Origin of the sequence: Mesorhizobium sp. YC-39, assembly GCF_025753795.1 — a bacterium.
Lineage (GTDB): Bacteria > Pseudomonadota > Alphaproteobacteria > Rhizobiales > Rhizobiaceae > Mesorhizobium.
This window is the reverse complement of sequence record NZ_JAOWPS010000001.1, coordinates 1,766,772-1,790,146: the sequence shown is the minus strand read 5'-3', so window position 1 is coordinate 1,790,146 and position 23,375 is coordinate 1,766,772. Positions and strand designations below refer to the sequence as shown.

The following is a 23,375-nucleotide window of genomic DNA, read 5'->3' as shown; positions in this document are numbered from 1 at the left end:
TTGGTTATTTCTCGACGTTTCTACAATCGATTGCTTTTTTGCGATGCGTTTCCCCTTTGCGCCGCATTTCCCTCACCCCTTTCCATCGACAGCCAGCATGTGCGAACGATGCTGCGCCGTCTGCATGTCATCGATCCGCCCCCCCAAAACGGGCCGGGCACGCTTATTGCCTGGTTCGTTGATTGACCTGAGACGCCCTCCCCGGCGCCCACATGACAGTTTGCAGTTCCGAGCCTCGGATCAAACCGCAAAATTTATCATTTTGAGACTTCAGCCGACGCCCTGCCCGATCCCGGCGCAGAGTGCCTGATGTGATGTCCATAGCATTTTTATGAACCGCTATGCCGGCCCTTGTCAATCGATTGCAGAAAATTGCCATGAGATCGGTATCCTCAAGCTCTGTTCGCCACACGACATCTGGGCGCCTTCAGGAAGAGGCGCGAACGATCAGGGAAGGCGTAAACAGCCGGCTTTCGAAGCGGTATGACGGATCGGCGATCAGGTTGCGCACGAGTTCACCGGCGTGGCGGCTGACCTCCTCGACCGGATAGTCCACAGTCGAAAGCGGCACGGCCAGTATCCGCGAAAGCTGCGTGTTGTTGAAGCCGACGATCGCGAGATCTTCGGGACAGCGAAGCCCGCGATGGCGCATGGCCTCGATGACGCCAAGCGCCAGCGCATCATTGTGGGCGAAGATCGCCGTCGGCCGCGGGCTGACCGCCAGCAGGGCGTCAAGCGCCCTTTTGCCGGCTCCCGAAGTCGCGGTCTCGGCAAAGATGCGCTGCGGCATTTCAACGATGGATCGTGAGGCGCAGACCTCCGAGAATCCAAGCGCCCGGTTCTTGAACGTCGCCGACAGTGGCGGCCCCTGGACCTGACAGACGATCTTGTGCCCCCGCTCGGCAAAATGCGTCGCCACCATCGCCCCTCCCGCCCTGTCGTCGCACAAAGCGGACGGGAAGACGGCGCCCGCAATGGCGCGGATTGCCAGCACCACAGGGACTTCGCGGGCGGCATCCTGCAGGATTGCGGTGTCGGCTTCTGTCGAAGCGAGCGAAATGATCGCGTCGACGCGCCGCGACAGGAATGTATGGATCAGACGGCGGGTGGCGTCGGGCTGGTCCAGCGTCTCGGCGATGAGCGGCGTGATCGAGGGCGCATCCGAACGCGCGTCGAGATGACGAAAAATGGTGCGAATGACATCGATGAAGGTCTCGTTGCCGAGATCGGATACCAGTATCCCGACCGTGTGCGAGCGGCCGCGGCGCAGCGTGGCGGCGGTGAGATCCGGCCGGTAGCCGGCGGCACCAGCCGCCTGGCGAATGCGTTCCCGCGTCGCCGGCGCGACAAGATGCGCCTTGTCGTTGCTGAGCGCGCGCGAGACAGTGGCGCGATCGACGCCAAGTTTGAGCGCGAGCTCTCGCATGTTCAAGCGCGCCATGGCCTCGCCCGCATCCTCGTTGTGCCGGCCAATCCCCTGATCTTGCTGGCAGGCCGGCCGATATTTGGCAAGCGATGGTTCGCCCCCGGCCTTCCCATGGTGACTATCGGAATGGCCAAATGGAAGATTCTTCGTCTCTCCACGATCGCTCGCCCCCTGTGCTCGGCCGTCGATTCCCAGCGACCGTTGGTCACATGACAACACTTTTTGCAATCGATTGACAAGAGGTTTTCAGGCGCTTACTCATTTGGCGACAAACCGGGAGGAAGTCATGAGAACGAAGATTGCTGCCGCCTTTGCGGCGTTGTTTGCCGTGGCGCTGGCATGGACGCCTGTCATGGCGCAGGAGGCCGACGGCAAGCTCGACGGCGAGGGCAAGGAGATCGTCGTCCTGATGCCCAGCCGCAGCAACGCCTATCTGGCGCAGTGGATCCGCGGCGCCGAGAAGAGCGCGGCCGAGGCCAACTACAAGATCACCATTATCGAAAACAATTTCGACCAGACCGAGCAGGACGCGCAGGCCCAGCAACGCATCGGCTCGCCGAACCAGCCGGCGGCCTATGTCTGGTGGCCGGCCGACAACCAGGCGGGTCTGGCGACGCTGCGCCGCCTCAGCCGCACCGGCGTGCCGGTCTTCCAGGTCAACCAGGCGCTGCGGCCGGAAGCCAAGGACCTCGTCGTCGCCTATGCCGGCGTCGACGATTTCTTCAACGGCCAGGTTGCCGGCAAGAACGCCATCGCGGCGCGTGACGCCTATGTCGCGGCCGGCAACAAGCTGGCCAGCGACGGCGGCAACCTGGTGATCCTGAAGTTCATTCCGGGATATTCGGCGGGCGACGATCGCGAGGCCGGCTTCGCGGACGCAACGAAGGACAAGCCGTTCAACGTGATCGCGTCGGAATATGCCGGCTTCGACAATGCCAGCGGCTACAAGGCGATGAGCCAGCTCATTCCGAGCATCCGCGGCAAAGGTATCAACTTCGTCTACGGCGCCTCGGACGGACCGGTGACCGGCGCCGTGCAGGCGCTTGAGGAAGTCGGCCTCGTGCCCGGCAAGGACGTCTATCTGATCAGCGCCACCTGCATCGCCGACATCTCGGCGATCCAGTCGGCGAAGGAATTCGCCACCGGCGTGCAGGCGGCCGGCCTCGAAGGCTGGTTCTCGCTCAACGTCGTGGCGCGCTACTTCGAATATGGCAAACAGGTGAAGGACGGCCAATACATCGCTCCCGACACCGCGGATGCCCGGCCCGAGTTCAATTTCGCGCCGAGCAAGATCAACATCATTCCGAACCCGCAGGTCGTGGTCGGCACCGACAAGGCCAAGGCCGGAGAGGTCCTGTCGAAGTTCAAGCTCTGGGGCGAGACCTTCTCGGACCATTGCGTGTATTGATCTGAAGGAGGCAGGCGCGGCAGCCTGCCAGACAAACCAGGGTGCTGGCGACTCCTGACTGTCGCCAGCCGCGGCCGGTGTTGCGAAATGCTTGAAATCAGTGGTCTGTCCAAATCCTATGGACCGGTGCACGCGCTGAGCGATGTGACGTTCAGCGTCGAGCCCGGCAAGGTGACGGCGCTGCTCGGCGAGAACGGCGCCGGCAAGTCGACGCTGGTCAAGATCCTCTCCGGCCTGGTCACGCCGACGGCCGGCGCCATCCGGGTCAACGGCGCGCCGGTCGATCTTTCCAGTCCCGAGCGCGCCAGCCGCTCGGGCGTCGCCGTGGTGCAGCAGGAGATCAGCGTGCTGCCCAATCTCAGCGTGGCGGAAAATTTCATGCTGACGCAGCCCTCCCGCTGGCTGCGACGGGGATCGGCCCCTGCCCTTTGCGCGCCATACCTCAACCGGCTGGGGCTCGGGCACGTCGATCCGGGTACCGCCGTCGGCGAGTTGACGATCGGCGAGCGGCAATTGGTCGAGATCGCCCGCATGCTCTCCCAGGATGCCCGCGTGCTGGTCCTCGATGAGCCTACCGCGGCGCTCGCCGACAGCGACATCGAGCTCGTACACAAGGCCGTGCTTCGCCTGGCAAGCGAGGGCAATGTCGTTCTCTACATCACCCACCGGCTCAACGAACTCGACGAGATTTGCGATGCGGCGGTCATCCTCCGCAACGGGCGGCTCGCCGACCAGTTCGAGACGAAGGATGCCAGCATGACCCGCATCGTGCATGCGATGATCGGACGCGAGCTCGACGAGCTTTATCCGAACGCGCCGGCGCGTGCGGGTGCGGCTCTCCCGGCGCCGGTGGTGCGGCTGAAGGATGTCCTTACCAGCGGCCTTGCGAGCCCGGTCGGCCTCGATCTGCGCCCGGGAGAAATCGTCGCCGCCTGTGGCCAGCTCGGCAGCGGTTTCGTCGAGCCGCTCCGGGCCATCGCCGGCGTCAGCCCGCTGTCGGGCGGAGCAATCGAATTCCAGGGCGCCACGGCTGCCAACGCCAAGGCGGAAGCTGTCGCCTATTGCTCGGACGACCGCCAGTTGGACGGCTTCTTTCGCGACCTGCCGGTGTGGGAGAGCATGAGCGCGCCGGGTCTCGCGCAGTCCGGCCTGTGGGGCCTGGTGCGGCCCTCGCGGCTTCGGCAATCCGTCGATGCCAACGCCGATCGCATGACCATCCTGCCGGCCTATCGCCAGCGTCCGGTGCACGCGCTTTCGGGCGGCAATGCGCAGAAGGTTTCGATCGGCAAATGGCTGTCGAGCAAGCCGCGGATCCTGTTGCTCGAGGAACCGACGCGCGGCGTCGATGTCGGCGCCCGCGCGGAAATCTACCGCTTGCTGCGCGCACTGGCCGATGATGGGCTGGCGATCCTGTTTGCCAGCACTGACCTTGACGAGGTGCTGGGCTTTGGCGAACGCGTGCTGGTCTTCCACGACAACAGGCTGGTGCACCAGGCGCCGTCGGCGCAACTGACCCGGGACCAACTGGCGACATGGATTACACATGGCAGTATCGACCGTGAGTGACATGGCCGCAAAGCAGCGGGACGCGACGGCCGAGCACAGCCCGCGCCGCGTCTGGCTGAGACGGCTTGGGCCTTTCCTGCCGATCGCGGCGCTGGCTGCAATCGCGGCGCTCACGGTCGACGGCTTCGGCACCACGCCCAATCTGATCGCCGTCGTCCAGGCCTCGGCCATCACCGGCATTGCGGCGATCGGTACCGCCGCCATCACCATCTCGGGCAAGTTCGTCAGCCTTGCCATCGAGCAGCAGGCGGTGACCGCGGCCTATGTCTTCGCGGCAACGGTGTCGGCGGGCCAGCCCGTTCTCCTGGCTCTCGTGCTGGCCTTCGCCGTGGCCATCATCCTTGGGCTGGTCCAGGGCTATCTGGTGTCGCGCGGGCTGAACCCGATCGTCACCACGCTGGCCTTCGGCTCGGCCCTGTTCGGCAGCGTCGTCATGCTCGCCGACAACAGAACGATCACGCTCAGCCCCAATCCGATCGCATGGCTGGGCGGCGGCACGACGTTCGGCATTCCCAACCAGGCGATCATCTTCGTCGTGCTCCTGGTGCTCGGCTCGCTGTTCCTGTCGCGGACGAAGCTCGGCCGCCAGATGGTGCTGACCGGGGCCAATCCGAAGGCGGCTGATCTCATCGGCGTGCCGACCCGCCGCATCGTCATGATCGCCTTCGTCGCCGCAGCTCTGACGGCGGCCCTGGTCGGCATCCTCGTGGTCGGCCAGGTGTCGCAGGCCAAGAGCGACATGTTCCGTGGCCTGACCATCGATGTCGTCGCCGCCATCCTGGTCGGCGGCATCGCCATCCAGGGCGGCGAAGGCCAGCTCTGGCGCGCCGGCTTCGGCGCGATCGTGCTGACCATGCTTGGCAACATCATGCTGCTGCTCGGCATCGATGCCGGCGTGCGCGACTTGCTGAAGGGATTGCTCGCGGCCGGCGTGCTTTTGTCGATGCGACTGCTGAAGGCGCGCGGCTCATGAGGAACGCACTCAAGCTCGATACCGGTTTCCAGGTGCGGCTCGCCATCTGCGTGGTGCTGCTGGTCGCCTTCTCGTTGACCATGCCGGGCTTCGCCTCCATCGCGAATGCCGCCTCCATTACCGAGAATATGGGCCTGATCGCCTTGGTCGGCACCGGCATCATGCTGACGATGGTGGTCGGCGAGCTCGACCTTGCCGTCGCTTCGGTCGCCGCCGTCGCAGCGATCATGGCGCTGTCGCTGGCCGAGACGTCGCTGGCGCTCGGCATAGCGGCAGCGCTGATCACCGCCGGCCTCTACGGCGCGGTCATCGGCTATGTCATCGAAAAGACCGGCGTGAATTCGCTGGTGCTGACGGTCTGCATGCTGATCGCGCTGCGTGGCCTGGCCCTGGTCATGGCGCCGCAGCGCCCGGCCATCCTGCCCGCGGACCTGTTCTGGGCCTCGGATGCGCTGGTCGCCCAGTTTGGCCCGGTGACGCTGCTTGGCGTGATCGGCTTTGTCGTCGTCATCATTGTCGGCCTGCTGATGCGCTACACCAGGCTCGGCCTTTCCATGTACGCGGTCGGCGGCAACCTCGAGCGTGCGCGCGGCTCCGGCGTTGCCACCTTGCCGGTCTATATGACTGCGTTCGCGGGGTCTGCCATGCTCGGCGCCAGCGCCGGCATCCTCGCGGCCCTGCGCTCGGGCTCGGCTTCCGGCATCGGCTTCGACAGTTTCCTGCTTTCGGGGATCACCGTTGCCGTCGTCGGCGGCGTGCCGCTAGAGGGTGGACGCGGTACCATCCTCAACGTGCTGCTTGGCGCGCTGATCATCCGCCTGATTTCGTCGGCCGTGTCGCTCGGCGGCATACCGGGTTCGTTCGAAAGCATCGTCATTGGCGGCATCCTGCTCGCCATGCTGCTGCTCGATTACTGGCTGCGCCGGCGCGAGCGAAAACTGCAACCGGCTCGGGCCTGAGCCCGTGCCGCAAGATTTCAAGAAGAGGAGATTTCGGGATGAGTGAAAACAACAAGGGCGGCGCCGTCGTCACGGGTGCCGCGCGAGGCATCGGCAGGGAAATCGCGACAGCGTTGCTTAGGGATGGCTACGGGGTGGTCATCGCCGATATCGATCCGGCCGTCGGCGAACAGACCGTCAAGGAACTGTCGAAGGACCATGCCGGGCGCGTCGTCTTCAGCAAGGTCGACGTCACCAAGCGCGACGAGGTCAAGGCGGCGGTCGCCGCCTGCTGCAAGGAATTCGGCGGCATCAACGTCATGATCAACAATGCCGGCTTCAACAAGCCGGAGCCTTTCCTTGAGGCAAGCGAAAAGACCTGGCATGCGATCATGGACGTCAACGCGCTTGGCGTACTGATCGGCATCCAGGAAGCCGCCAAGGCGATGATCGAGCGCGGGATCAAAGGCAAGATCATCAACACCGCTTCCATTGCCGGGCGCACCGGCTTTGCCGACTTTGCCCCCTACTCCGCCAGCAAGGCCGTCGTCATCAGCCTGACGCAGGCCGGCGCACGGGCGCTCGCCGGCAAGGGCATCACGGTCAATGCGTTCGGTCCAGGCGTCGTTGATACGCCGCTCTGGGAGAAGCTCGATGCCGACCTCCTGGCAATGGGCGCCAGCAAGGCGCCTGGCGAAGCAATGAATTCGCTGGCCAGCCAGATCCTGCTCGGCCGGGTCGCCAAGCCATCCGATGTCGTCGGCACGGTGCGTTTCCTGTGGTCGCCGCAATCCGACTACATGACCGGCCAGGTGCTGCTGATCGACGGCGGGATGATCCTGCAATGAGCGCGAAAACGGGAGTTTTGACCGGCGCTGCCGGTGGCATCGGACGAGCGACGGCCGAACGGCTTGCCGCTGACGGATGGTCGCTGGTGCTCGTCGACCAGTTCGACAATGTGGCTGACGTCGCCAAGGGGATAAAGGCCAAGGACGGGCAGAAGGTGATCGGCGTCGTCGCCGACATCACCAACCCCGACCAGTATGGCGCGATCGATGCCGCGATCGCCTCGATCGGGGCGCCGCTGAAGTTCCTCGGCCTGGTTGCCGGCGTGCTGCAGCAGGTCGGCTCGATCGAGACGCTCGACATTGCCGAATGGGACCGCGTCTTCAACGTCAACCTGCGCGCCAACGTATTCCTGATGAAGCATTTCATTCCCGCGTTGCGCGCGGCAAAGGGCGCCTCGATCGTCACGGTTTCGAGCTGGTACGGCAAAAGCGGCCACGGCTTTTTCGGCGCCTATTGCGCATCGAAGGCCGGGGTCATCTCGCTGACCCACACGGCGGCGGCCGAGCTGGCGGCCGACAACATAAGGGTCAATTCCGTGGCGCCCGGCAATGTCGCGACCTCGATGCATCTCGACGCCCTGCGCGAGGAGGCAGAGAAGCGCAGCGTGACCTTCGAGGAGATGAAGAAGACGGAGTGGGACAAGATCCCGCTTGGTCGCGCCGCCTATCCGTCGGAGATCGCCTCGGCGATCAGTTTCTTGGCCGGACCGGACGGCTCGTACCTGACCGGCGCCACCATCGACGTCAATGGCGGCTGCCTGTTCACATGAGCCTCTTTTCATGAGCATGGCGCGTCGGGAAAGTGTGGTTTCTGCGGTGTCTCCCATGCTGGAGACCACCGAGCTTGAAACCTATTTTCTCGACATGTGGCGCATCCGCCGCTTCGAGGAGCGGGCGGCGGAGCTGTTCAAATCGGGCGCCATCAAGGGTACGGCGCATTCCTGCGTCGGTCAGGAAGCGATCGCGGTCGGCGCCTGCGCGGTGCTCGGCGATGACGACTACATCGTCTCGCACCATCGTGGCCATGGCCATTGCATCGCCAAGGGCGCCGACACCGGCAAGATGATGGCCGAGCTGTTCGGCCGCGTCACCGGTTACGGCCATGGGCTCGGCGGCTCCATGCATATCGCAGCACTGGACCGCGGCATTCTCGGCGCCAACGGCATCGTCGGCGCAGGGCTCGGCATCGGCACGGGCGCGGCACTCTCGGCGACCATCCGCGGCACCAGACAGGTGTGCGTCGCCTTCTTCGGCGACGGTGCCGCCAATGAAGGGATTTTCCACGAATCCCTCAATCTCGCAGCACTTTGGAAGCTGCCGGTGATCTTCATCTGCGAGAACAATGGCTACGGGCTGTCGCTGGGGGTCGAACAGGCATCCGCCGTGCCACGGATTTCCACCCGCGCGGCCGCCTACGGCATGCCGGGCGAAACCATCGACGGCAACGACGCCGTCGTCGTGCGGGATGCCGTCGGCATCGCCGTGCAACGGGCACGCGCCGGCGAAGGTCCGAGCCTGATCGAAGCGATGACCTATCGTTCCGGCGACCATTCAATGCGCACCAATCTGCCGCGCTATCGTCCCGAGGCCGAGGAAGAAGCGTGGCGCCGGCGCGACCCGATCCTGAAGATGACGGTGCTGCTCAGGCAGCGGCAAGTGGACCAGAAGCGTATCGATGCCATCGCCGCCAAGGCCGACGCCGAGATTGAACAGGCGATCGCGGCTGCCGGGCAGGCGCCGGAGCCGGCGATGGACATCCTCTTTCCGGCGGTCATGGCGCCGTCATTGGCCGCCTCCCCCGAGCCGGAAGCCGGGTCACGCCAACTCGGCTATGTCGAGGCGGTGCGCGAGGCCATACACCAGGAAATGGCGCGCGACGAAAACGTCATCGTGCTCGGCGAGGATGTCGGCCGCATCGGCGGCCTGTTCCAGTGCACGGCAGGCTTGCAGCAGGCGTTCGGGGCCGGCCGCGTCAGGGACACGCCGATTTCGGAGAACGTGATCGCCAATGCCGCGGTCGGCGCGGCGCTGACCGGCTTGCGGCCGATCGTGGAAGTGCAGTTCTTCGACTTCATCACCCACATGATGGATGCGATCGTCAACCAGGCGGCGAAGCTGCGCTTCATGCTGGGTGGCGAGGCGCGCATCCCGCTGGTGATCCGTGGGCCGCAGGGCGGCGGCATCCGCCTCGGCGCCCAGCATTCGCAATCGCTGGAGACCTGGTTCGCGCATATTCCCGGGCTCGTGGTGCTGGCGCCCTCCAATCCCTACGATGCCAAGGGCTTGCTGACGGCGGCGATCCGCGATGACAATCCGGTCGTCTTCATCGAGCACAAGCTGCTCTATCAGCAAAGCCGTGGCCCGGTGCCGGAGGCGCCCTATGCCTTGCCGATCGGCAAGGCGGCCATCCGCCGACCGGGCAAGGACGTCACCATCGTCGCGACGATGGCGATGGTCGACGTCGCGCTTTCGGCGGCGCGCGATCTGGCGCGCGACGGCATCGAGGCCGAAGTGATCGACCCGCGCAGCCTGCGGCCGCTGGACAGCGAGACCATCCTTGCCTCGGTGCGCAAGACCAACCGTTGCGTCGTCGCTCATGAAGGCTGGACCACATACGGGTTCGGCGCCGAAATCTCGGCGCTGATCATGGAGAACGCCTTCGACTGGCTCGACGCGCCGGTGGTACGCGTCGGCATGGCCGATGTCCCGATGCCCTACAATTCCGCACTGGAACGCGAACTCATCCCCAACGCGGCACGGATCGCCGAAGCGGCACGTACCGTCTGCTATCGGAGCTGACGGAATATGCCTCGCGCTAAATTTCAACCCCAAATGCAATCGATTGACTAGCAGAGGAAATCTCATGACCAAACGAGTGGACGTCGAATTCAAGTCCGAGGGCACGACCGTGCGCGGCTGGCTGTATCTGGCCAACACATCGAAGCGCGCGCCGACCGTGGTGCTGGCCGGCGGCTGGTGCTATGTGCGCGAGATCGTCATGCCGACCTATGCCCAGGCATTCGCCGACGCGGGCATCAATGCGCTGATCTTCGACTATCGCAATCTGGGCGTCAGCGATGGCGACAACCGCCAGCATCTGGATCCCTGGCAGCAGATCCGCGACTATCAGAACGCCATCAGCTTCCTCGAACGTCATGATAATGTCGATCCCGACCGCATCGGCGTCTGGGGCATTTCCTACTCGGGTGGCCATGCTCTTATCCTCGCCGCCATCGACCCGCGCGTAAAAACCATCGTCAGCCAGATCCCGGTGATCGACGGCTACGAGAACATGCGGCGCGCCCACGGAACGATGGAGTACCGGGCGCTCTGGGATCTCGTGCTCAGGGATCGCAAGCTTCGCTATGAGAAGCCCGGCGAACAGCTCTACCTGCCGCATGCGACCGAAAATTCGGCCGCGGAGGTCTCGGCCTGGCCGTTCCCGGAAACCGTGCGCACCTTCATGGCTATCAAGGCCTCGGAGGCACCGCTTTACGAAAACCGCAGCACGGTGGAATCGGTCGATCTCCTGATGAATTACGATGTCGGACCATTCGTGAAGCGCATCTACAACACGCCGACGCTGATGATCGTGGCCGAGGGCGACGATCTGACATTGTGGGATCTCGAAATCGGCGCCTTCAACCAGATTCCATCGACGAAGAAGAAGCTGGAAGTGCTGCCGCACACTTCGCATATGACGCTTTATTCGGACCAGTCTAAGGTCAAGGTGGCGGCAGCCATGGCCCGTGACTGGTTCGTCGAGACGCTGAAGCCGTAGACTGTTTGGAAACTCTACTCCGGCGGCCATCTGATGGCGTTTTCTGCGCTTCCGGTGCTCACGGACCCAAACGTCCGCTGCGCTCCGGTTCTCGAAACCACCACCATATGACTCGCCGGAGCGACTTTCGAAACAGTCTCTTAGAGATGATCAGGACATGCAGGTAGAGCCGCATCTTTCGCGCCGGCCGGCGAATTTCCATCCGCTCACGCCGGCGGATTTCCTGGCGCGTGCCGTCGCAGTCCATCCGGACCGCCCGGCAATCGCCTGGAACGCGCGGCGCTGGAGCTACCGGCAATTCGGCGGTACCGCGGCGCGCCTTGCCGCCTGGCTTGGAAGGCAAGAGATCGGGGCTGGCGACGTGGTCAGCTTCATGTGCTCCAACCGGCCCGAGATGCTGGCCGCCCATTATGCGGTGCCCGCCGTCGGCGCGGTGCTCAACAGCATCAACACCCGCCTCGATGCCGATACCGTCGCCTACATACTCGACCATTCCGGCAGCCGCATCGTGGTGGCGGACCCTGGAAGCATCGGCGTAGCACGGCAAGCCGGGCGCATCGCCGGCGTCCGCGTCGTGCTGCTGGCGGAGAGCGAGGACGCCGGCGAGGACAGGCTCGATCTTTTGTCCGGAGACCCGGGCGAGGACCGCTTCGAAATCTCAGGGGTTGCCGACGAGTGGCAGCCGATCTGCCTCAATTACACGTCTGGCACGACCGGACGGCCCAAGGGCGTCGTCTACCACCACCGGGGCGCCTATCTCAACGCACTGGGCAATGTCATGGCGCTCGGCTTCGACCGCGACACGGTCTATCTCTGGACCTTGCCGATGTTCCATTGCAATGGCTGGTGCCACACCTGGGCGGTGACGGCGGCGGGCGGCCTGCATGTCTGCCTCGACCGGATCGATCCGGATCTGGTGTTCGGTGCGCTGAAGCAGCATGCGGTGACGCATTTTGCCTGCGCGCCGGTGGTTCTCTATATGCTGCTCAATCATCCCGGGCGCCCCGCCGGCGCGCTGGAAAAGCGCGTCACGGTCGCGACCGGCGGCGCATCGCCAACCAGCACCTTGATCGAACAGCTCGATGCACTGGGCGTCGACCTCGTCCATCTCTACGGCCTTACCGAATCCTACGGCCCAGCAACGCTGTGCGAACTGCCCGGCCGCCTGGCGACGGTGAGCGCTGGAGAAAAGGCCGCGTTCCTGGCACGCCAGGGCGTGCGTCACATCACGGCGAGCCAGATCCGGGTTGCCGACGAGCAGGGATCGCCTGTGGCGGCCGATGGCAAAACCATGGGCGAGATCCAGCTTGCAGGCAACACGCTTATGGCCGGCTACTATCGCGACGCGGCGGCGAGCGAGAGCGCATTCTCCGGGGGCTGGTTCCACACGGGCGACCTCGCCATCGTCCACCCGGACGACGCCATCGAGATCAAGGACCGGTTGAAGGACATCATCATTTCGGGCGGCGAGAACGTGTCCAGCCTCGAGATCGAGAATGTGCTCCACCAGCATCCCGCCATCCTGCTGGCAGCGGTCGTTGCCATGCCGGACGAGAAATGGGGCGAGGTGCCATGCGCCTTCATCGAGACCAAGGCGGGCAAAGAGGTCGGGACGCAGGAGCTGGTCGCATTCTGCCGCGCCAGATTGGCCGGCTACAAAATCCCGAAACGCTTTCTCTTCCGCGAATTGCCGAAGACGGCAACCGGCAAGATCCAGAAATTCATGCTGCGCCAAGACGCGCGCTGACTGGCTGACCGACAGCCAGCCGCGGCGGATGAGCTCTCACTGCCGATCGCGCAGCCGCTCGATGTTTTTTCGTTTTTTCGCCTTGGACATTCGACGCGTGTCCTAGTGGAAATAGATGCCGCCGCAGACGTTCAGCGCCTGCCCGGTGACGAAGGCCGATTGCTCAGAAGCGAAGAAGCACACCGGCCCGACAATGTCGTCGGGATAGCCGAGGCGCTTGAGTGCCGCGACCTCTTCCCAATGCCGGATGGCCTCGTCGCTGCCGAGATTGTTCTTGCCCATCTCGGTCAGGATGATGCCGGGGCAGATGGCGTTGACGGTGACGCCGTCCATGCCGACTTCCTGTGCCAGCACGCGGGTCAGTGTGATGACGGTCGCCTTGGTCGCGGCGTAATGGCCCTGCGTCGGCACGCCCTGGCGCCCGGCGATGGAAGCGATGTTGACGACGCGGCCGGATTTGCGCGACCGCATGTGCGGCAGCACCGCCTGGCACATCAACAGCACGCCCTTGGCGTTGACGTCGAAATGCGCATCCCACGAGGCCTCGTCCAGATCCTGCAACAGGCTGGGCTTCAAGATGCCGGCGTTGTTGACCAGCACGTCGATGCGGCCGGCATCCCTGAGCAGCGCCGCGGTGGTCGCCTCGACCTCTTTCTTGCTGCTGACGTCCATCGTGTAGACATAGGCCTTGCGGCCGGCGGCTTCGATCTCGGTGCGTGTGACGTCGAGCTCCTTCGCCTGCCCCGGCAGGTCGGTGATCGCGACATCGTAGCCGAACTTCGCCAGGCCGACGGCAAGCGCCCGGCCGATGCCGCGGCTGGCGCCGGTGACCAGCGCGACCGTGCCGACTTTTGAATTGCTCATGGAAATCGTCCTTTCGAAATGCTGCTGTCAGGCGTGGGCGGAGCTGCGCGCCGGCGCCTTGACCGGAAGGGAATTCATCGCCGCGATGGTGTCGTCGAAGGAGACGAGCTTGCCGTCCGAGCCGAGGCCCATCGCCACCTTGGCGGCGACCGCCGAGGCAAAACGCGCCGAGCGTTCGAGGTCCCAACCCCTAGCGATGCCGACGATGATGCCTGCGGTGAAACTGTCGCCGCAGCCGGTGGTGTCGACAACCTCGATGTCGAAGGCCGGCAGATGGAACGGCTTGCCGTTTTCCGGCGCGACATAGACGCCTTCGCCGCCAAGCGTGAGCAGGCAGTTCCTGACGCCCTTCGACTTGAAGTAGGCGGCAACCTTGGCCGGATCGCGCTCATGCGCCATTTCGCTGGCTTCATCGATGCTCGGCACGAAATAATCGATATAAGGCAGGCACGGTTCGACGAAGGCGATCGTTTCCGGCGTTGCCTGGATGAGATCGAAGGTGGTGGTGCGGCCGAGTTCCTTGGCGCGCCTGAGCAGGCGCACGGTCGGCTCGCCGTCGAAACTCTTGAGCAGGCCAGTGCCGCCGACATGGACGACGGTCGCGTCGAGCGCGGCGTCGAGATCCTCGTCGGCGACGCGGAACACCGTTGCCGTGCCCGGCACATGCAGGGCCGGCCTTTCGCCATTGGGGCGAACCGGCAGGATGGTGGACGAGGTCTGCACGCTGCCATCGCGGCGGACCAGGCCGCAGTCGAGACCGTATTTCTGCAATTTGGCGACGAACCAGTCGCCCATGTCGTCGGTGCCGAGCGTGGTCACGGCCTGTGTCTTCAGGCCGAGGATGGCGCAGTCCATTCCCGTCGCGCCAGCAGTGCCGGCGACGGTCATGCGGATCTCCTCGATATAATCGGCCCTGCCGCCTTCGGGGATGCGCGAGACCGGGCGGCCGAGAATGTCGAGCACGTAGAAGCCGACCGAACTGACATCGAAGCTGGGCATGGTGGAAAAATCCTTTGACGAAGAGGCGGAAAAATTACTGGCGCGCGCGGCGCAGGCCGAAGCTCACGGCGAGGACCAGGAAGACGAGCACACCGATGCCGACTTGCTGCCAGTAGAAATTCCAGCCGATGAGCAGCAGCCCGTTCTTGACCACTGCGAGCAGCAGCACGCCGAGCAGCGTGCCGATGACCGTCGGCCGGCGTTCGGCGCTGAGCGTGGTGCCGATGAACGTGGCGCCGATGGCGTCGAGCAGGAAGGCGTTCCCCGACAGCGGCACGTAGGATTTCACCGTCGCCGACAACAGGATGCCGGTGATGCCGCACAAAAGCGCGCAGCCGATATAGACCAGCGATTGCTGGCGCGGCACGGCGAGGCCCGAATACCAGGCGACGCCCGGTTGCGCGCCCATGGCCTGCACGGCGCGGCCGAAGACCGAGCGGTGCAGCAGGAGATAGACGACGACGATGCAGGCGATCAGCACCAGCACCGGCGTCGGGACGCCGAACAGCGAGGTTCTGGCTATGGCGTTGAACTGGTCGCCGGCATAGCCTGTGATCAGGTAGATCGGCTGGCCGCCGCTGGTTGCCAGTTGCTGCGTGCTCTGGCCGATGAACAACACGCCAAGCGTGGCGAGAAACGGGCTGATCTTCAGCCTGGTGATCAGGATGGCGTTGAGCACGCCGACGGCGACGGCCGCCAGCAGCCCGACGGTGACGCCGAAGACACCGCCATAGCCGGCCGCGAGCAGCATGACGAACACCATCGAGGCCATGTCGACGGAGACACCGACCGACAGGTCGATACCACCAGACGAGATGACGATGGTGAGCCCGAGCGCGACGATGGCCAGCATCACCACATTGTTGACCAGCACGTTGTAAAGGTTGGCGCCGGTCAGGAAGGTGGGGCTGGCAACAGCGAAGAACAGGCAGATCGCCAGGAAGGTGATGACCACGCTGTAGCTGGCGATGAAGCCGCCGAGCCTTTGCGCGCCGCTGGCGCTCGTCTCTTGCGAAACGCTCATCGTGATGCCTCCGGTCCGCGGGCGAATGAGGTGACGGCGACGACCAGCAGGATCAGCGCGCCCTGCACGCCATTGACCCAGTAGCTCGACACGTTGAGCAGCTGAAAGCCATTGGCGAGGAAGCCGATGAACAACACGCTGAGCAGCGTGCCGCCGATGGTCGGCACCAGGCGTCGGGAAAAGACGGTGCCGAGAAGGGCGGCGGCCAGCACCGACAAAAGCATCTCGCCGGAGCCGGGCGTGCTAGCGCTGAGCCGGGAGACAGCCAGCACGCTGGCGATGGCGGCGCAAAAGCCTGAGAACAGATAGGTGAAGCCGACATGCAGCGGCACGTTGATGCCGGCGGCGCGCGCCGCTTCCGGATGGCCGCCGACGGCGTAGAGCCGGAGGCCAAAGGTCGTCTTGTGGATGAAGACGAGCATGATGGCGGAAAACAGGATCAGGCACCAGGCAAGCGCCGAAATGCCGAGGAAGCTGCCCGATACAAGGAAGGCGAGCAGCGGCGAGGCGGCGCCGACCACGGTGTTCTGCGTCAGGGTCAGCTCGGCGCCGGCGGCGATGTTCATCACCGCCAGCGACGCCAGCAGCGGCAGTATACCGAGGCCGACGACGGCGATGGCATTCAGCGCGCCGACCGCAACGCCACAGGCGATGGCCGCAAGCAGCGCCACCGCATCTGGATAGCCGGCCTGCAGCACGGTGGCGAACACCGCGGCGCACAGGCCCATATTGGCCGCTATCGACAGGTCGATGCCGCCTTCGGTGACGTTCGAACCGCCGCCGATGATGACCACCGCCATGCCGAAGGCGAGCACGCCGAGGATCGCTGACTGTTCGACGACATTGATCAGGTTGAAAGAGGACAGGAAGCCCGGCGCAAACAGCGCGAAATAGATCAGGATGAGCGCGAAGGTGGCGATGGCGCCGAGCCGTACGGCGACCGCGCCGAGACGCTTGCCGGTGTTTTGCACGCGCGGCTGCTTCTCGCCTTGCGCGGCGGTGCCGGCGGCTCTCATTGTTGTTGCGGTCATGACGAGACCTCCGCTTTGGCGACGCGAGCGCCCGACGAGGCGGCAAGCAGCCTGTCGCCATCGAGCTCGGCGCCGGAGAACTCGCCCGCCAGCCGGCCGCGATAGACGACAAGCACGCGGTCACAGACACCGACCAGTTCGAGCAGGTCGGAGGACAAGAGCAAGATGGCTGCGCCCTCGCCGGCCAACCGGTTCAGCAGGTTGTAGATCTCTACCTTGGCGCCGACATCGACGGCGACCGTCGGCTCGTCGAGAATGTAGACGCGCGACTGGCAGCTCAGCCATTTGGCGATCGCCACTTTCTGCTGGTTGCCGCCGGAGAGCTGGCGCACCAGCGTGTCGCGACCGGGCGTCTTGATCGACAGTTCGCGGATCAGCCCGTCGATCGCCTGGTTCTCCTGCCGCCGCTTGACGAAGCCGCTGCCGCTGTAGCGGCCGAGGCTGGCGAGGCTGATATTCTCGCGCACCGACAGGTCGATCGCCACGCCATGGGCGCGGCGGTCCTCCGGCAGCATGGCGATGCCGCCCTGTACGGCGTGCACGGGCGTGGACAGCGACAGTCTCTTGCCTTCGACCTTGACCGAGCCGCGTTCGGCGCGATCCAGCCCGAACAGGCACTGCACGATCTCCTTGGCGCCGGAACCCAGCAGGCCAGTCAGCCCGACGATCTCGCCGCGGCGTACCGAGAATGAGATGTCCTCGAAACTGCCGGCCATGCCGAGATGCGAGACTTCGAGCACCGGCGCGCCAATTTCGACCGAGCGCTTGGGAAACATCTCGCCGACATCGCGCGCGATCATCATGGCGATGATCTCGTCGATCGGCGTCTGGGCCGGATCGACGGTGCCGACATCGGTGCCGTTGCGCATCACGGTGACGCGGTCGCAGAGCTGCTCGATCTCCTGCATGTAGTGCGAGATAAAGATCACGGCGATGCCGTCGTTGCGCAGCCGGCGCAGCACGGCAAACAGGCTGTCGACCTCGCGCTTGACAAGTGCGGCCGTCGGTTCGTCGAGCACCAGTACCGAGGCTTTCTGTGCCAGCGCGCGGGTGATCTGGACGATCTTCTGCTGCGCCGTCGTCAGGTCCTGCACCAGGATGCCGGCCGGCAATTCGAGATCGAAATAGCGCTTCAGGAGTTCGGCTGCGCGCCGGCTCATCGAACGACGGCTGACGAAGGGGCCGAAGCCGAGTTCATGACGCAGGAAGACCGCCTCGCCGACCGTGGCGGTCGGCACTAGCAGGCGGTCCTGATGAATGAAATGAACGCCGAGCCGTTCCACCGACGACGGGGTCAGGTTGCCGACGGTATCGCCATTGACCGATATCGTGCCGCTGTCGGGCTTCAATATGCCGGCCAGCACCTTGATGATCGTCGACTTGCCGGCGCCATTCTGACCGACGAGGCCATGGATGGTGCCGCGTGCCACCTGCAGATCGGCATCGTGGAGGGCCTGGACCGGACCAAAACGCTTGGAGATGCCGGTCATCGAGACGGCGATTTGAGCTGCGGACGGCTGCATGGTCATGCCCTGCTCCTTGCGCGGTACTCTTGCGCATGACGCCTGAAACCAGGATCGGTTGCATGCGCCGGTTTGAAAATACGGGAGCGCATTGTGCACGTCGAATCCGACACGTGGCGCCCTCAGGAGGCCGCGCCGCCGAAGCGGCGCGGCCCGAGCGGTACGAGGCTTGGGAGGCCTTACTTCACGCCGGCCTTTTCTGCTGCCTCGAGGAACGGCTTGCCGGTGACGGCGGCGTTCTCCTTGTTGATCAGCACGGCAGGCACGAAGGTGAACGGCGGTACCTTCTGGCCGGCCAGGTACTTGGCCACGTTCTGCACGGAGGTCTTGCCGATCTCGTAAGGTTGCTGGGCGGCAACCGCTGCGGCCGGCGATTTCGCGTCCATCACCATCTTGATGACTTCCGGGCTGCCGTCGATGCCATAGGTCTTCAGTTCCTGCCTACCGGCGGCTTCGGCGGCCTGGGTGGCGCCGATCTGCGGCACGTCCCAGCACGCCCAGACCGCGTTAAGCGAGCCTTTTTCCGGCGACTTGGTCAGCATGTCGGTGATGTTGGAATAGGCGGCCTGGACCGTGTTGGGGATGACGTCGCGCAGTTCGGGCTCGACGATCTTGACGTCCGGGAACGAGCCCAGCACGTATTTCATCTGGTCGTAGCGGATCTTGCAGACCGGCACGCTGTAGAAGCCGTTGAAGACCAGGACGTTGCCCTTGCCGCCCATGTCGGCGACCATCTGCAGCGCGATCTCGGCGCCGATATTATAGTTGTTCGAGGTCGTGTTGTTGATCGCGTGGGGCGTCGCCGTATCGACGGTGAACAGCGGAATGTCGGCCTCGCGGATCTTGGCCAGCCACGGGTTCAGCACTTCGAGATTGCCGAGCACCTCGACGATGGCGTCGGGTTTCTGGGCAATCAACGTCTGCAACTGTGCGATCTGCTGTTGGTCCTTGCGGCCGGCGTCGAGCGCGATCGCCTCGCCGCCAAGCGCCTTGATCTCGTCCTGGATGCCGCGGAACGCCATCAGATCCCAATAATGGTCGGTGCCGACGATGGAAACGCCGATGCGCTTGCCCTTGAGGGAAAGCTCTTGCGCCTGCGCGGCGGACAGGACGAACTGGAGACTGCACGCAGCCGCCAGCGCGATGGCCGCCGTCTTGAGAATGCCGTGTGACCTGCTTTGTTTGTTGGACATTGGTTTCCTCCACTTTGCCTTCAATAACCCTCAGAACCCGCTCTGAAGGACCTCACCGGTTCGATCCGGCAATTCGTTCGAAACACTCATGCGGCATCGGCATCGCGATGGCCGTAGCTGGCCATCCTGCCGATCACGTTCTCGATCTCCTCGTCCGAGAGCACAGGCGGCTCGCCGATCTGCAGACAGCCATGATATTGCCGCGCCAGCGTCTCGACCTCGACCGCCAGCCACATGGCGTTGTCGAGGGATGTGCCGACGGCAATCATGCCGTGATGCTCCAGAAGACAGGCCTTGCGGCCCTCGAGTGCCGTGACCGCGTTGACCGAAAGCTCGGCCGTGCCGAAAGTCGCGTAAGGGGCGCAGCGTATGTCGCTGCCGCCGGCAATGGCGATCATGTAGTGGATCGCCGGGATCTTCCGGCCCATGATCGCGATCGTCGTGCAATAATTGGGGTGGGCGTGGACGATCGCATTGACCTCCGGCCGCGCCTTGAGGATGTCGAGGTGGAAGCGCCATTCACTTGAAGCGTCGAGCCTGCCTTCGACGTCGCCGGCCCAGTTCATGAACACGATATCCTGCGGCTTCAGCGTCGCGTAAGGCGTGCTGGTCGGCGTGATCAGCATGCCTTCGCCATGGCGCACGCTGATGTTGCCTGAAGTGCCCTGGTTGATGCCAACCCTGTTCATCTCGATGCAGGCATCGATGATCGACTGGCGTATTTGCGTATCTGAGGCCGACATGTAGTTTCCCATTGCTTGCCGACCCGTCACCAGGCCGTATAACCGCCGTCGATCGACAGGATCGCGCCGGTGACGTAGCTCGAGGCTGGCGACGCCAGGAACAGGATCGCCGAGGCGATCTCCTGTGGCTCGCCGCAACGCGCCATCGGCGTCATGTCCATCCACACATTGAAGAGTTCGGGGCGGTCGCGCATTTTCAGCGTCATGTCGGTGGCGACATAGCCAGGGGCGAGCGCGTTGACGCGCACGCCCATCGGCGCCCATTCGACGGCGAGCGCCTTGGTCAGCATATGTACCGCGCCCTTGCTGACCATGTAGGACGCAGCACTTTGCGGACGGTTGACGATCAGGCCCGACATCGAGCCGAGATTGACGATGCTGCCCTTGCCCTTCGCCACCATATGGCGGCCGAAGGCGCGCGAGGCCCAGTAGACGCCGTTGACGTTGATGTCCATGACCAGCCGCCATTCCTCGTCGGGCGTGTCGAGCGCCGAATTGAGGCGGGCAATGCCGGCGCTGTTGACGAGAATGTCGATGCCGCCGAATTCGGCCACGAGATCGGTGGCGGCGGCCTCCAACGCATCCGGGTCGGTCACGTCGAGCGGCCTCGTCGAAACGCTGGTGACGCCAACATCGGAAAGCGCTGCAACCGCTGCGTCCAGCACGCCCTGATCGAGATCGATCAGCACGACATGCGCACCGCAGGAGCCAAGCGCCTTGGCCGCCTCGAAGCCGATGCCGCGTGCGCCGCCGGTGACCACGGCAACCTCGCCATCGAGATCCAGTTGACGCCTGTAATCCATGCACGTCCTCCACCTCGGAACATGGCTCCGCCTAGCGCAAGGCAACAGCTTTGCGTCGGTCGCCAGCCCTCGCGGCGACGCCTCAGACCCGATCTTCCGAAAACTCCTCCCGACACCCCTCGGGTGACGGTCTCCGCCCTCCTGGGATGACGAATTTCGTCACCCCAGGCATGGCGGCATGAGCAGACCGTAAGGTCGTTCCACGCTCATGTCAATCTGGTTATTACCAGAAATAATATTTCTGCAAGCCGGGCAAATCGGCAATGTGTTGCCTGGCAATCCCTATGCGTTGGTCGCGCTGCTCTGCTCGATGGACATGTGGATGCGCGCCACCGACGAGTTGTAGAGCGCCTGATAGTATTCGAGCGCGGCGCCATCGGCATCGTAGGCGATCGATTCGATCGAGATCAGCGGCGTGGTCGGCGCCACGCCCATCCGCTCCGCCTCCTCCAGCGTCGGCATTGCGGCCGTGAACCAGCGCTCGGCGCGCAGCACGGTCAGGCCATAGCGCTCCCTGATCGTCTGGAAGACCGACTGGTTCTCGATGTCGACGGTCTCCAGCCCCGGGACCTTGTGGCCGGGCAGGCTGATATGGGTGAGCGTGATCGGCGCGCCGTCGGTCATGTAGACGCGGCCGATGCGCACGACGCTGCCGGTCTCGGGTATGCCGAAGACGCTGCTTTCCTTTTCGCTGGGCGGGCAGCGGTAGAATTCGAAAGTGCGGGTCGAGACGACATGGCCCTTGGCCGTCAAATCCCCGAAGACGCTGAGGTTCGAGGTCATGAAGTCGACATGCTCGCGCGGCGCCGCCACGAACATGCCCTTGCGTGGCATCTTGATGACGCGGCCGCCATTGGACAGCGAACCGATGGCGGCCCGCACCACGGGGCGCGACACGCCGAAGAAATCACACAGCGCCTGTTCGGACGGAATGCGCGAATTGGCGGCCAGCACGCCGGTGTTGATCGCTTCCTCGATCTGGTTGCGCAGTTGCACCCAGAGCGGCGCGGCGTTGTCGCGGTTCAGCTGGATCTTCGCGCCGATATCGCGGAAGGCTTCCGCAGCCTCCGCGTCTTCCTGGTCGTAGCGCGGTCTTCCCCGGGTCTTCAGCATCCACCCACCTTGAACTCTCGGTCTCGGTCGGTAAACCGGGCACCGGCATCATCGTCGTGCCTGATACACTCAATCTTTGCGCGAGAAATCAAGCCCGGCCGTGAACCGTCCCTGTGAGCCTGCAAGGCGGACCGAACCTAGCGCTTGCCGCCGGCCATCTTCGCGGCCGCCGGCAGACGCCGCAGGGCAAGCATGGCCGCCGCACCGATGAATGGTCCCGGCACCAGCAGCAGGAAGGCCCAGCGCCAGCCGCCGAGCAGCGAAGCGACCTGTGGAACAAGCCAGATCACCAGCACGGTCAGCGCGAAGCCGAGCCCGAGCTGGACGGACAGCGCCGTGCCGACAAAGCGCCGGTCGCCGAGCTCGGTCACCGCCGCCGAAAACTGCGCCGAATCACCGATGATCGAAATGCCCCAGACAAGCGCGACCAGGATGAACAGCCAAAGCGGCCCATCGAAGACAAAACCGATCAGCAGCGCGCAAAGGCCGGAGACGATCATCAGCCCGGCGGTCGTCAAGCTGCGGCCCAGGCGGTCGGAAAGCACGCCGCCGAGCAGGCAGCCGCCGACACCGGCGGCGATTGCGGAGAACGTCAGCAGTGACGCCAGGGCCGGCGAGGCAAGCTGCTGCGCCGCAAGCGCGGCGCGGGCGTAGGCGAGCAGCCAGGCCCACATGGCGTAGAGCTCCCACATATGGCCGAGATAACCGATATTGACGAGGACCAGCGGCCTGTCGCGGAAGACCGCGCCGATCTGGCGCGGATCGAAGACCGCCTTGCCGAAGGGATACGGCCCCTCGCCGGCGAAGAACCAGAATATCGCAGCGCCGACGATAGTCGCCATGGTCGCGGCGACGACCACCAATTGCCAGTCGAGCGCGCCGCTCAGCGCCCGGAACAGATGCGGCAGCGACGAGCCCAGCGTCAGTGCGCCGATGACGGCGCCGAGCGCCAGCCCCCTGCCCCGCACGAACCATGTCGAGACAAGCTTCAGGGCCGGCGGATAGACGCCGGCCAGCGCGACCCCTGTGAAGATGCGTGCGCAGACCAGGCCGACCGGCCCCGGCTGCAGCAGCAGGCAGGCGTTGGCGACAGCGGCCAGCAGAGCCGAGAGCGCCATCAGCCGGTTCAGCCTGACGATATCGGGCAGATTGACCAGGCTCGACGCCAGCGCGCCGGCGACGAAGCCGATCTGCACGCCATTGATCAGCCAGGCCTCGATGGCGCCGGAGAGGTGCCACGCGGCTTTCAGCTCGGGCGTGATCGCGGTGGCCGAGAACCAGGTTGTCAGCGACAGCACCACGGCAAGACATAGTAGGGCAAGTACGCTCCAGCGGTGCGCATCGTCGGCTACGACGTCTTGCGCCGCGCCGGGAGTCTCTCGCCAGAGCGCCATT

The 23,375-nt window shown here is 64.6% G+C and carries 20 protein-coding genes; 9 read left to right on the top strand and 11 right to left on the bottom strand.

The window, feature by feature from the left end; translation table 11 throughout:
• Positions 1-427 precede the first annotated feature (427 nt).
• Positions 428-1,441: a LacI family DNA-binding transcriptional regulator gene (locus OHD62_RS08410; RefSeq protein WP_263782027.1), complete on the bottom strand. Its 1,014-nt coding sequence runs from the start codon at positions 1,439-1,441 to the stop codon at positions 428-430.
• A 271-nt stretch (positions 1,442-1,712) separates the two neighbouring features.
• Here OHD62_RS08410 and OHD62_RS08405 point away from each other — a divergent pair, with 271 nt between their 5' ends.
• The 9 genes from OHD62_RS08405 to OHD62_RS08365 all read left to right on the top strand — a co-directional run bounded on the left by OHD62_RS08405 (position 1,713) and on the right by OHD62_RS08365 (position 12,687).
• Complete coding sequence (locus tag OHD62_RS08405) at positions 1,713-2,834, top strand: sugar ABC transporter substrate-binding protein (RefSeq protein WP_263782026.1); 1,122 nt, start codon at positions 1,713-1,715, stop codon at positions 2,832-2,834.
• 87 nt (positions 2,835-2,921) lie between these two features.
• Positions 2,922-4,400, top strand: coding sequence for a sugar ABC transporter ATP-binding protein (locus OHD62_RS08400; protein WP_263782025.1), 1,479 nt, complete (start codon positions 2,922-2,924; stop codon positions 4,398-4,400).
• Entirely contained in the window at positions 4,378-5,373 is a 996-nt protein-coding gene (locus OHD62_RS08395) for an ABC transporter permease (protein ID WP_263782024.1), read from the top strand. The genes OHD62_RS08400 and OHD62_RS08395 overlap by 23 nt, the downstream gene beginning before the upstream one ends.
• Positions 5,370-6,332 (top strand): ABC transporter permease, encoded by a 963-nt coding sequence (locus OHD62_RS08390; protein ID WP_263782023.1) that lies wholly within the window; start codon positions 5,370-5,372, stop codon positions 6,330-6,332. The genes OHD62_RS08395 and OHD62_RS08390 overlap by 4 nt, the downstream gene beginning before the upstream one ends.
• Before the next feature lie 38 nt (positions 6,333-6,370).
• The gene (locus OHD62_RS08385; RefSeq protein WP_263782022.1) at positions 6,371-7,159 is read left to right on the top strand and encodes an SDR family NAD(P)-dependent oxidoreductase; all 789 of its coding nucleotides are present in this window, start codon (positions 6,371-6,373) and stop codon (positions 7,157-7,159) included.
• Positions 7,156-7,929, top strand: a complete 774-nt coding sequence (locus tag OHD62_RS08380) for an SDR family NAD(P)-dependent oxidoreductase (protein ID WP_263782021.1) — start codon at positions 7,156-7,158, stop codon at positions 7,927-7,929. Before OHD62_RS08385 ends, OHD62_RS08380 begins: the two co-directional genes overlap by 4 nt.
• A gap of 55 nt (positions 7,930-7,984) precedes the next feature.
• Positions 7,985-9,958: a dehydrogenase E1 component subunit alpha/beta gene (locus OHD62_RS08375; RefSeq protein ID WP_263782020.1), complete on the top strand. Its 1,974-nt coding sequence runs from the start codon at positions 7,985-7,987 to the stop codon at positions 9,956-9,958.
• Between the two features lie 64 nt (positions 9,959-10,022).
• Positions 10,023-10,940, top strand: a complete 918-nt coding sequence (locus OHD62_RS08370) for an alpha/beta hydrolase (protein WP_263782019.1) — start codon at positions 10,023-10,025, stop codon at positions 10,938-10,940.
• 157 nt (positions 10,941-11,097) lie between these two features.
• Entirely contained in the window at positions 11,098-12,687 is a 1,590-nt protein-coding gene (locus tag OHD62_RS08365) for an AMP-binding protein (RefSeq protein ID WP_263782018.1), read from the top strand.
• Positions 12,688-12,789: 102 nt separating this feature from the next.
• Here OHD62_RS08365 and OHD62_RS08360 read toward each other — a convergent pair whose 3' ends face one another.
• From OHD62_RS08360 to OHD62_RS08315, 10 genes are all read right to left on the bottom strand, one after another.
• A complete protein-coding gene (locus tag OHD62_RS08360) occupies positions 12,790-13,551 on the bottom strand; it encodes an SDR family NAD(P)-dependent oxidoreductase (RefSeq protein WP_263782017.1) in 762 nt (253 codons plus the stop codon).
• Between the two features lie 27 nt (positions 13,552-13,578).
• The gene (locus OHD62_RS08355; RefSeq protein ID WP_263782016.1) at positions 13,579-14,550 is read right to left on the bottom strand and encodes a carbohydrate kinase family protein; all 972 of its coding nucleotides are present in this window, start codon (positions 14,548-14,550) and stop codon (positions 13,579-13,581) included.
• A gap of 34 nt (positions 14,551-14,584) precedes the next feature.
• Positions 14,585-15,574 (bottom strand): ABC transporter permease, encoded by a 990-nt coding sequence (locus OHD62_RS08350; RefSeq protein ID WP_263782015.1) that lies wholly within the window; start codon positions 15,572-15,574, stop codon positions 14,585-14,587.
• Positions 15,571-16,605, bottom strand: a complete 1,035-nt coding sequence (locus tag OHD62_RS08345) for an ABC transporter permease (RefSeq protein WP_263782014.1) — start codon at positions 16,603-16,605, stop codon at positions 15,571-15,573. The genes OHD62_RS08350 and OHD62_RS08345 overlap by 4 nt, the downstream gene beginning before the upstream one ends.
• Positions 16,602-18,134 carry a sugar ABC transporter ATP-binding protein gene (locus tag OHD62_RS08340; RefSeq protein ID WP_263782013.1) on the bottom strand — a complete coding sequence of 511 codons (1,533 nt, stop codon included), beginning with the start codon at positions 18,132-18,134 and terminating at the stop codon, positions 16,602-16,604. Before OHD62_RS08340 ends, OHD62_RS08345 begins: the two co-directional genes overlap by 4 nt.
• A gap of 173 nt (positions 18,135-18,307) precedes the next feature.
• Positions 18,308-19,321, bottom strand: coding sequence for a sugar ABC transporter substrate-binding protein (locus OHD62_RS08335; protein WP_263782011.1), 1,014 nt, complete (start codon positions 19,319-19,321; stop codon positions 18,308-18,310).
• Positions 19,322-19,407: 86 nt separating this feature from the next.
• Complete coding sequence (locus OHD62_RS08330) at positions 19,408-20,064, bottom strand: L-fuculose-phosphate aldolase (RefSeq protein WP_263782010.1); 657 nt, start codon at positions 20,062-20,064, stop codon at positions 19,408-19,410.
• Between the two features lie 26 nt (positions 20,065-20,090).
• Complete coding sequence (locus tag OHD62_RS08325; RefSeq protein WP_263782009.1) at positions 20,091-20,867, bottom strand: SDR family NAD(P)-dependent oxidoreductase; 777 nt, start codon at positions 20,865-20,867, stop codon at positions 20,091-20,093.
• Positions 20,868-21,149: 282 nt separating this feature from the next.
• Positions 21,150-21,980 carry a GntR family transcriptional regulator gene (locus OHD62_RS08320; protein WP_107648710.1) on the bottom strand — a complete coding sequence of 277 codons (831 nt, stop codon included), beginning with the start codon at positions 21,978-21,980 and terminating at the stop codon, positions 21,150-21,152.
• 137 nt (positions 21,981-22,117) lie between these two features.
• The gene (locus OHD62_RS08315) at positions 22,118-23,374 is read right to left on the bottom strand and encodes an MFS transporter (RefSeq protein ID WP_263782006.1); all 1,257 of its coding nucleotides are present in this window, start codon (positions 23,372-23,374) and stop codon (positions 22,118-22,120) included.
• Position 23,375 lies beyond the last annotated feature (1 nt).

Bases quoted from the DNA above. Each gene is read 5' to 3' on its own strand.
- OHD62_RS08320 (WP_107648710.1), bottom strand. From the start codon at position 21,980: ATGCTGAAGACCCGGGGAAGACCGCGCTACGACCAGGAAGACGCGGAG.
- OHD62_RS08330 (WP_263782010.1), bottom strand. From the start codon at position 20,064: ATGTCGGCCTCAGATACGCAAATACGCCAGTCGATCATCGATGCCTGC.
- OHD62_RS08350 (WP_263782015.1), bottom strand. From the start codon at position 15,574: ATGAGCGTTTCGCAAGAGACGAGCGCCAGCGGCGCGCAAAGGCTCGGC.
- OHD62_RS08315 (WP_263782006.1), bottom strand. From the start codon at position 23,374: ATGGCGCTCTGGCGAGAGACTCCCGGCGCGGCGCAAGACGTCGTAGCC.
- OHD62_RS08365 (WP_263782018.1), top strand. From the start codon at position 11,098: ATGCAGGTAGAGCCGCATCTTTCGCGCCGGCCGGCGAATTTCCATCCG.
- OHD62_RS08380 (WP_263782021.1), top strand. From the start codon at position 7,156: ATGAGCGCGAAAACGGGAGTTTTGACCGGCGCTGCCGGTGGCATCGGA.
- OHD62_RS08340 (WP_263782013.1), bottom strand. From the start codon at position 18,134: ATGACCATGCAGCCGTCCGCAGCTCAAATCGCCGTCTCGATGACCGGC.
- OHD62_RS08370 (WP_263782019.1), top strand. From the start codon at position 10,023: ATGACCAAACGAGTGGACGTCGAATTCAAGTCCGAGGGCACGACCGTG.
- OHD62_RS08335 (WP_263782011.1), bottom strand. From the start codon at position 19,321: ATGTCCAACAAACAAAGCAGGTCACACGGCATTCTCAAGACGGCGGCC.
- OHD62_RS08355 (WP_263782016.1), bottom strand. From the start codon at position 14,550: ATGCCCAGCTTCGATGTCAGTTCGGTCGGCTTCTACGTGCTCGACATT.
- OHD62_RS08375 (WP_263782020.1), top strand. From the start codon at position 7,985: ATGCTGGAGACCACCGAGCTTGAAACCTATTTTCTCGACATGTGGCGC.
- OHD62_RS08410 (WP_263782027.1), bottom strand. From the start codon at position 1,441: ATGGCGCGCTTGAACATGCGAGAGCTCGCGCTCAAACTTGGCGTCGAT.
- OHD62_RS08390 (WP_263782023.1), top strand. From the start codon at position 5,370: ATGAGGAACGCACTCAAGCTCGATACCGGTTTCCAGGTGCGGCTCGCC.
- OHD62_RS08385 (WP_263782022.1), top strand. From the start codon at position 6,371: ATGAGTGAAAACAACAAGGGCGGCGCCGTCGTCACGGGTGCCGCGCGA.
- OHD62_RS08400 (WP_263782025.1), top strand. From the start codon at position 2,922: ATGCTTGAAATCAGTGGTCTGTCCAAATCCTATGGACCGGTGCACGCG.
- OHD62_RS08325 (WP_263782009.1), bottom strand. From the start codon at position 20,867: ATGGATTACAGGCGTCAACTGGATCTCGATGGCGAGGTTGCCGTGGTC.
- OHD62_RS08345 (WP_263782014.1), bottom strand. From the start codon at position 16,605: ATGACCGCAACAACAATGAGAGCCGCCGGCACCGCCGCGCAAGGCGAG.
- OHD62_RS08395 (WP_263782024.1), top strand. From the start codon at position 4,378: ATGGCAGTATCGACCGTGAGTGACATGGCCGCAAAGCAGCGGGACGCG.
- OHD62_RS08360 (WP_263782017.1), bottom strand. From the start codon at position 13,551: ATGAGCAATTCAAAAGTCGGCACGGTCGCGCTGGTCACCGGCGCCAGC.
- OHD62_RS08405 (WP_263782026.1), top strand. From the start codon at position 1,713: ATGAGAACGAAGATTGCTGCCGCCTTTGCGGCGTTGTTTGCCGTGGCG.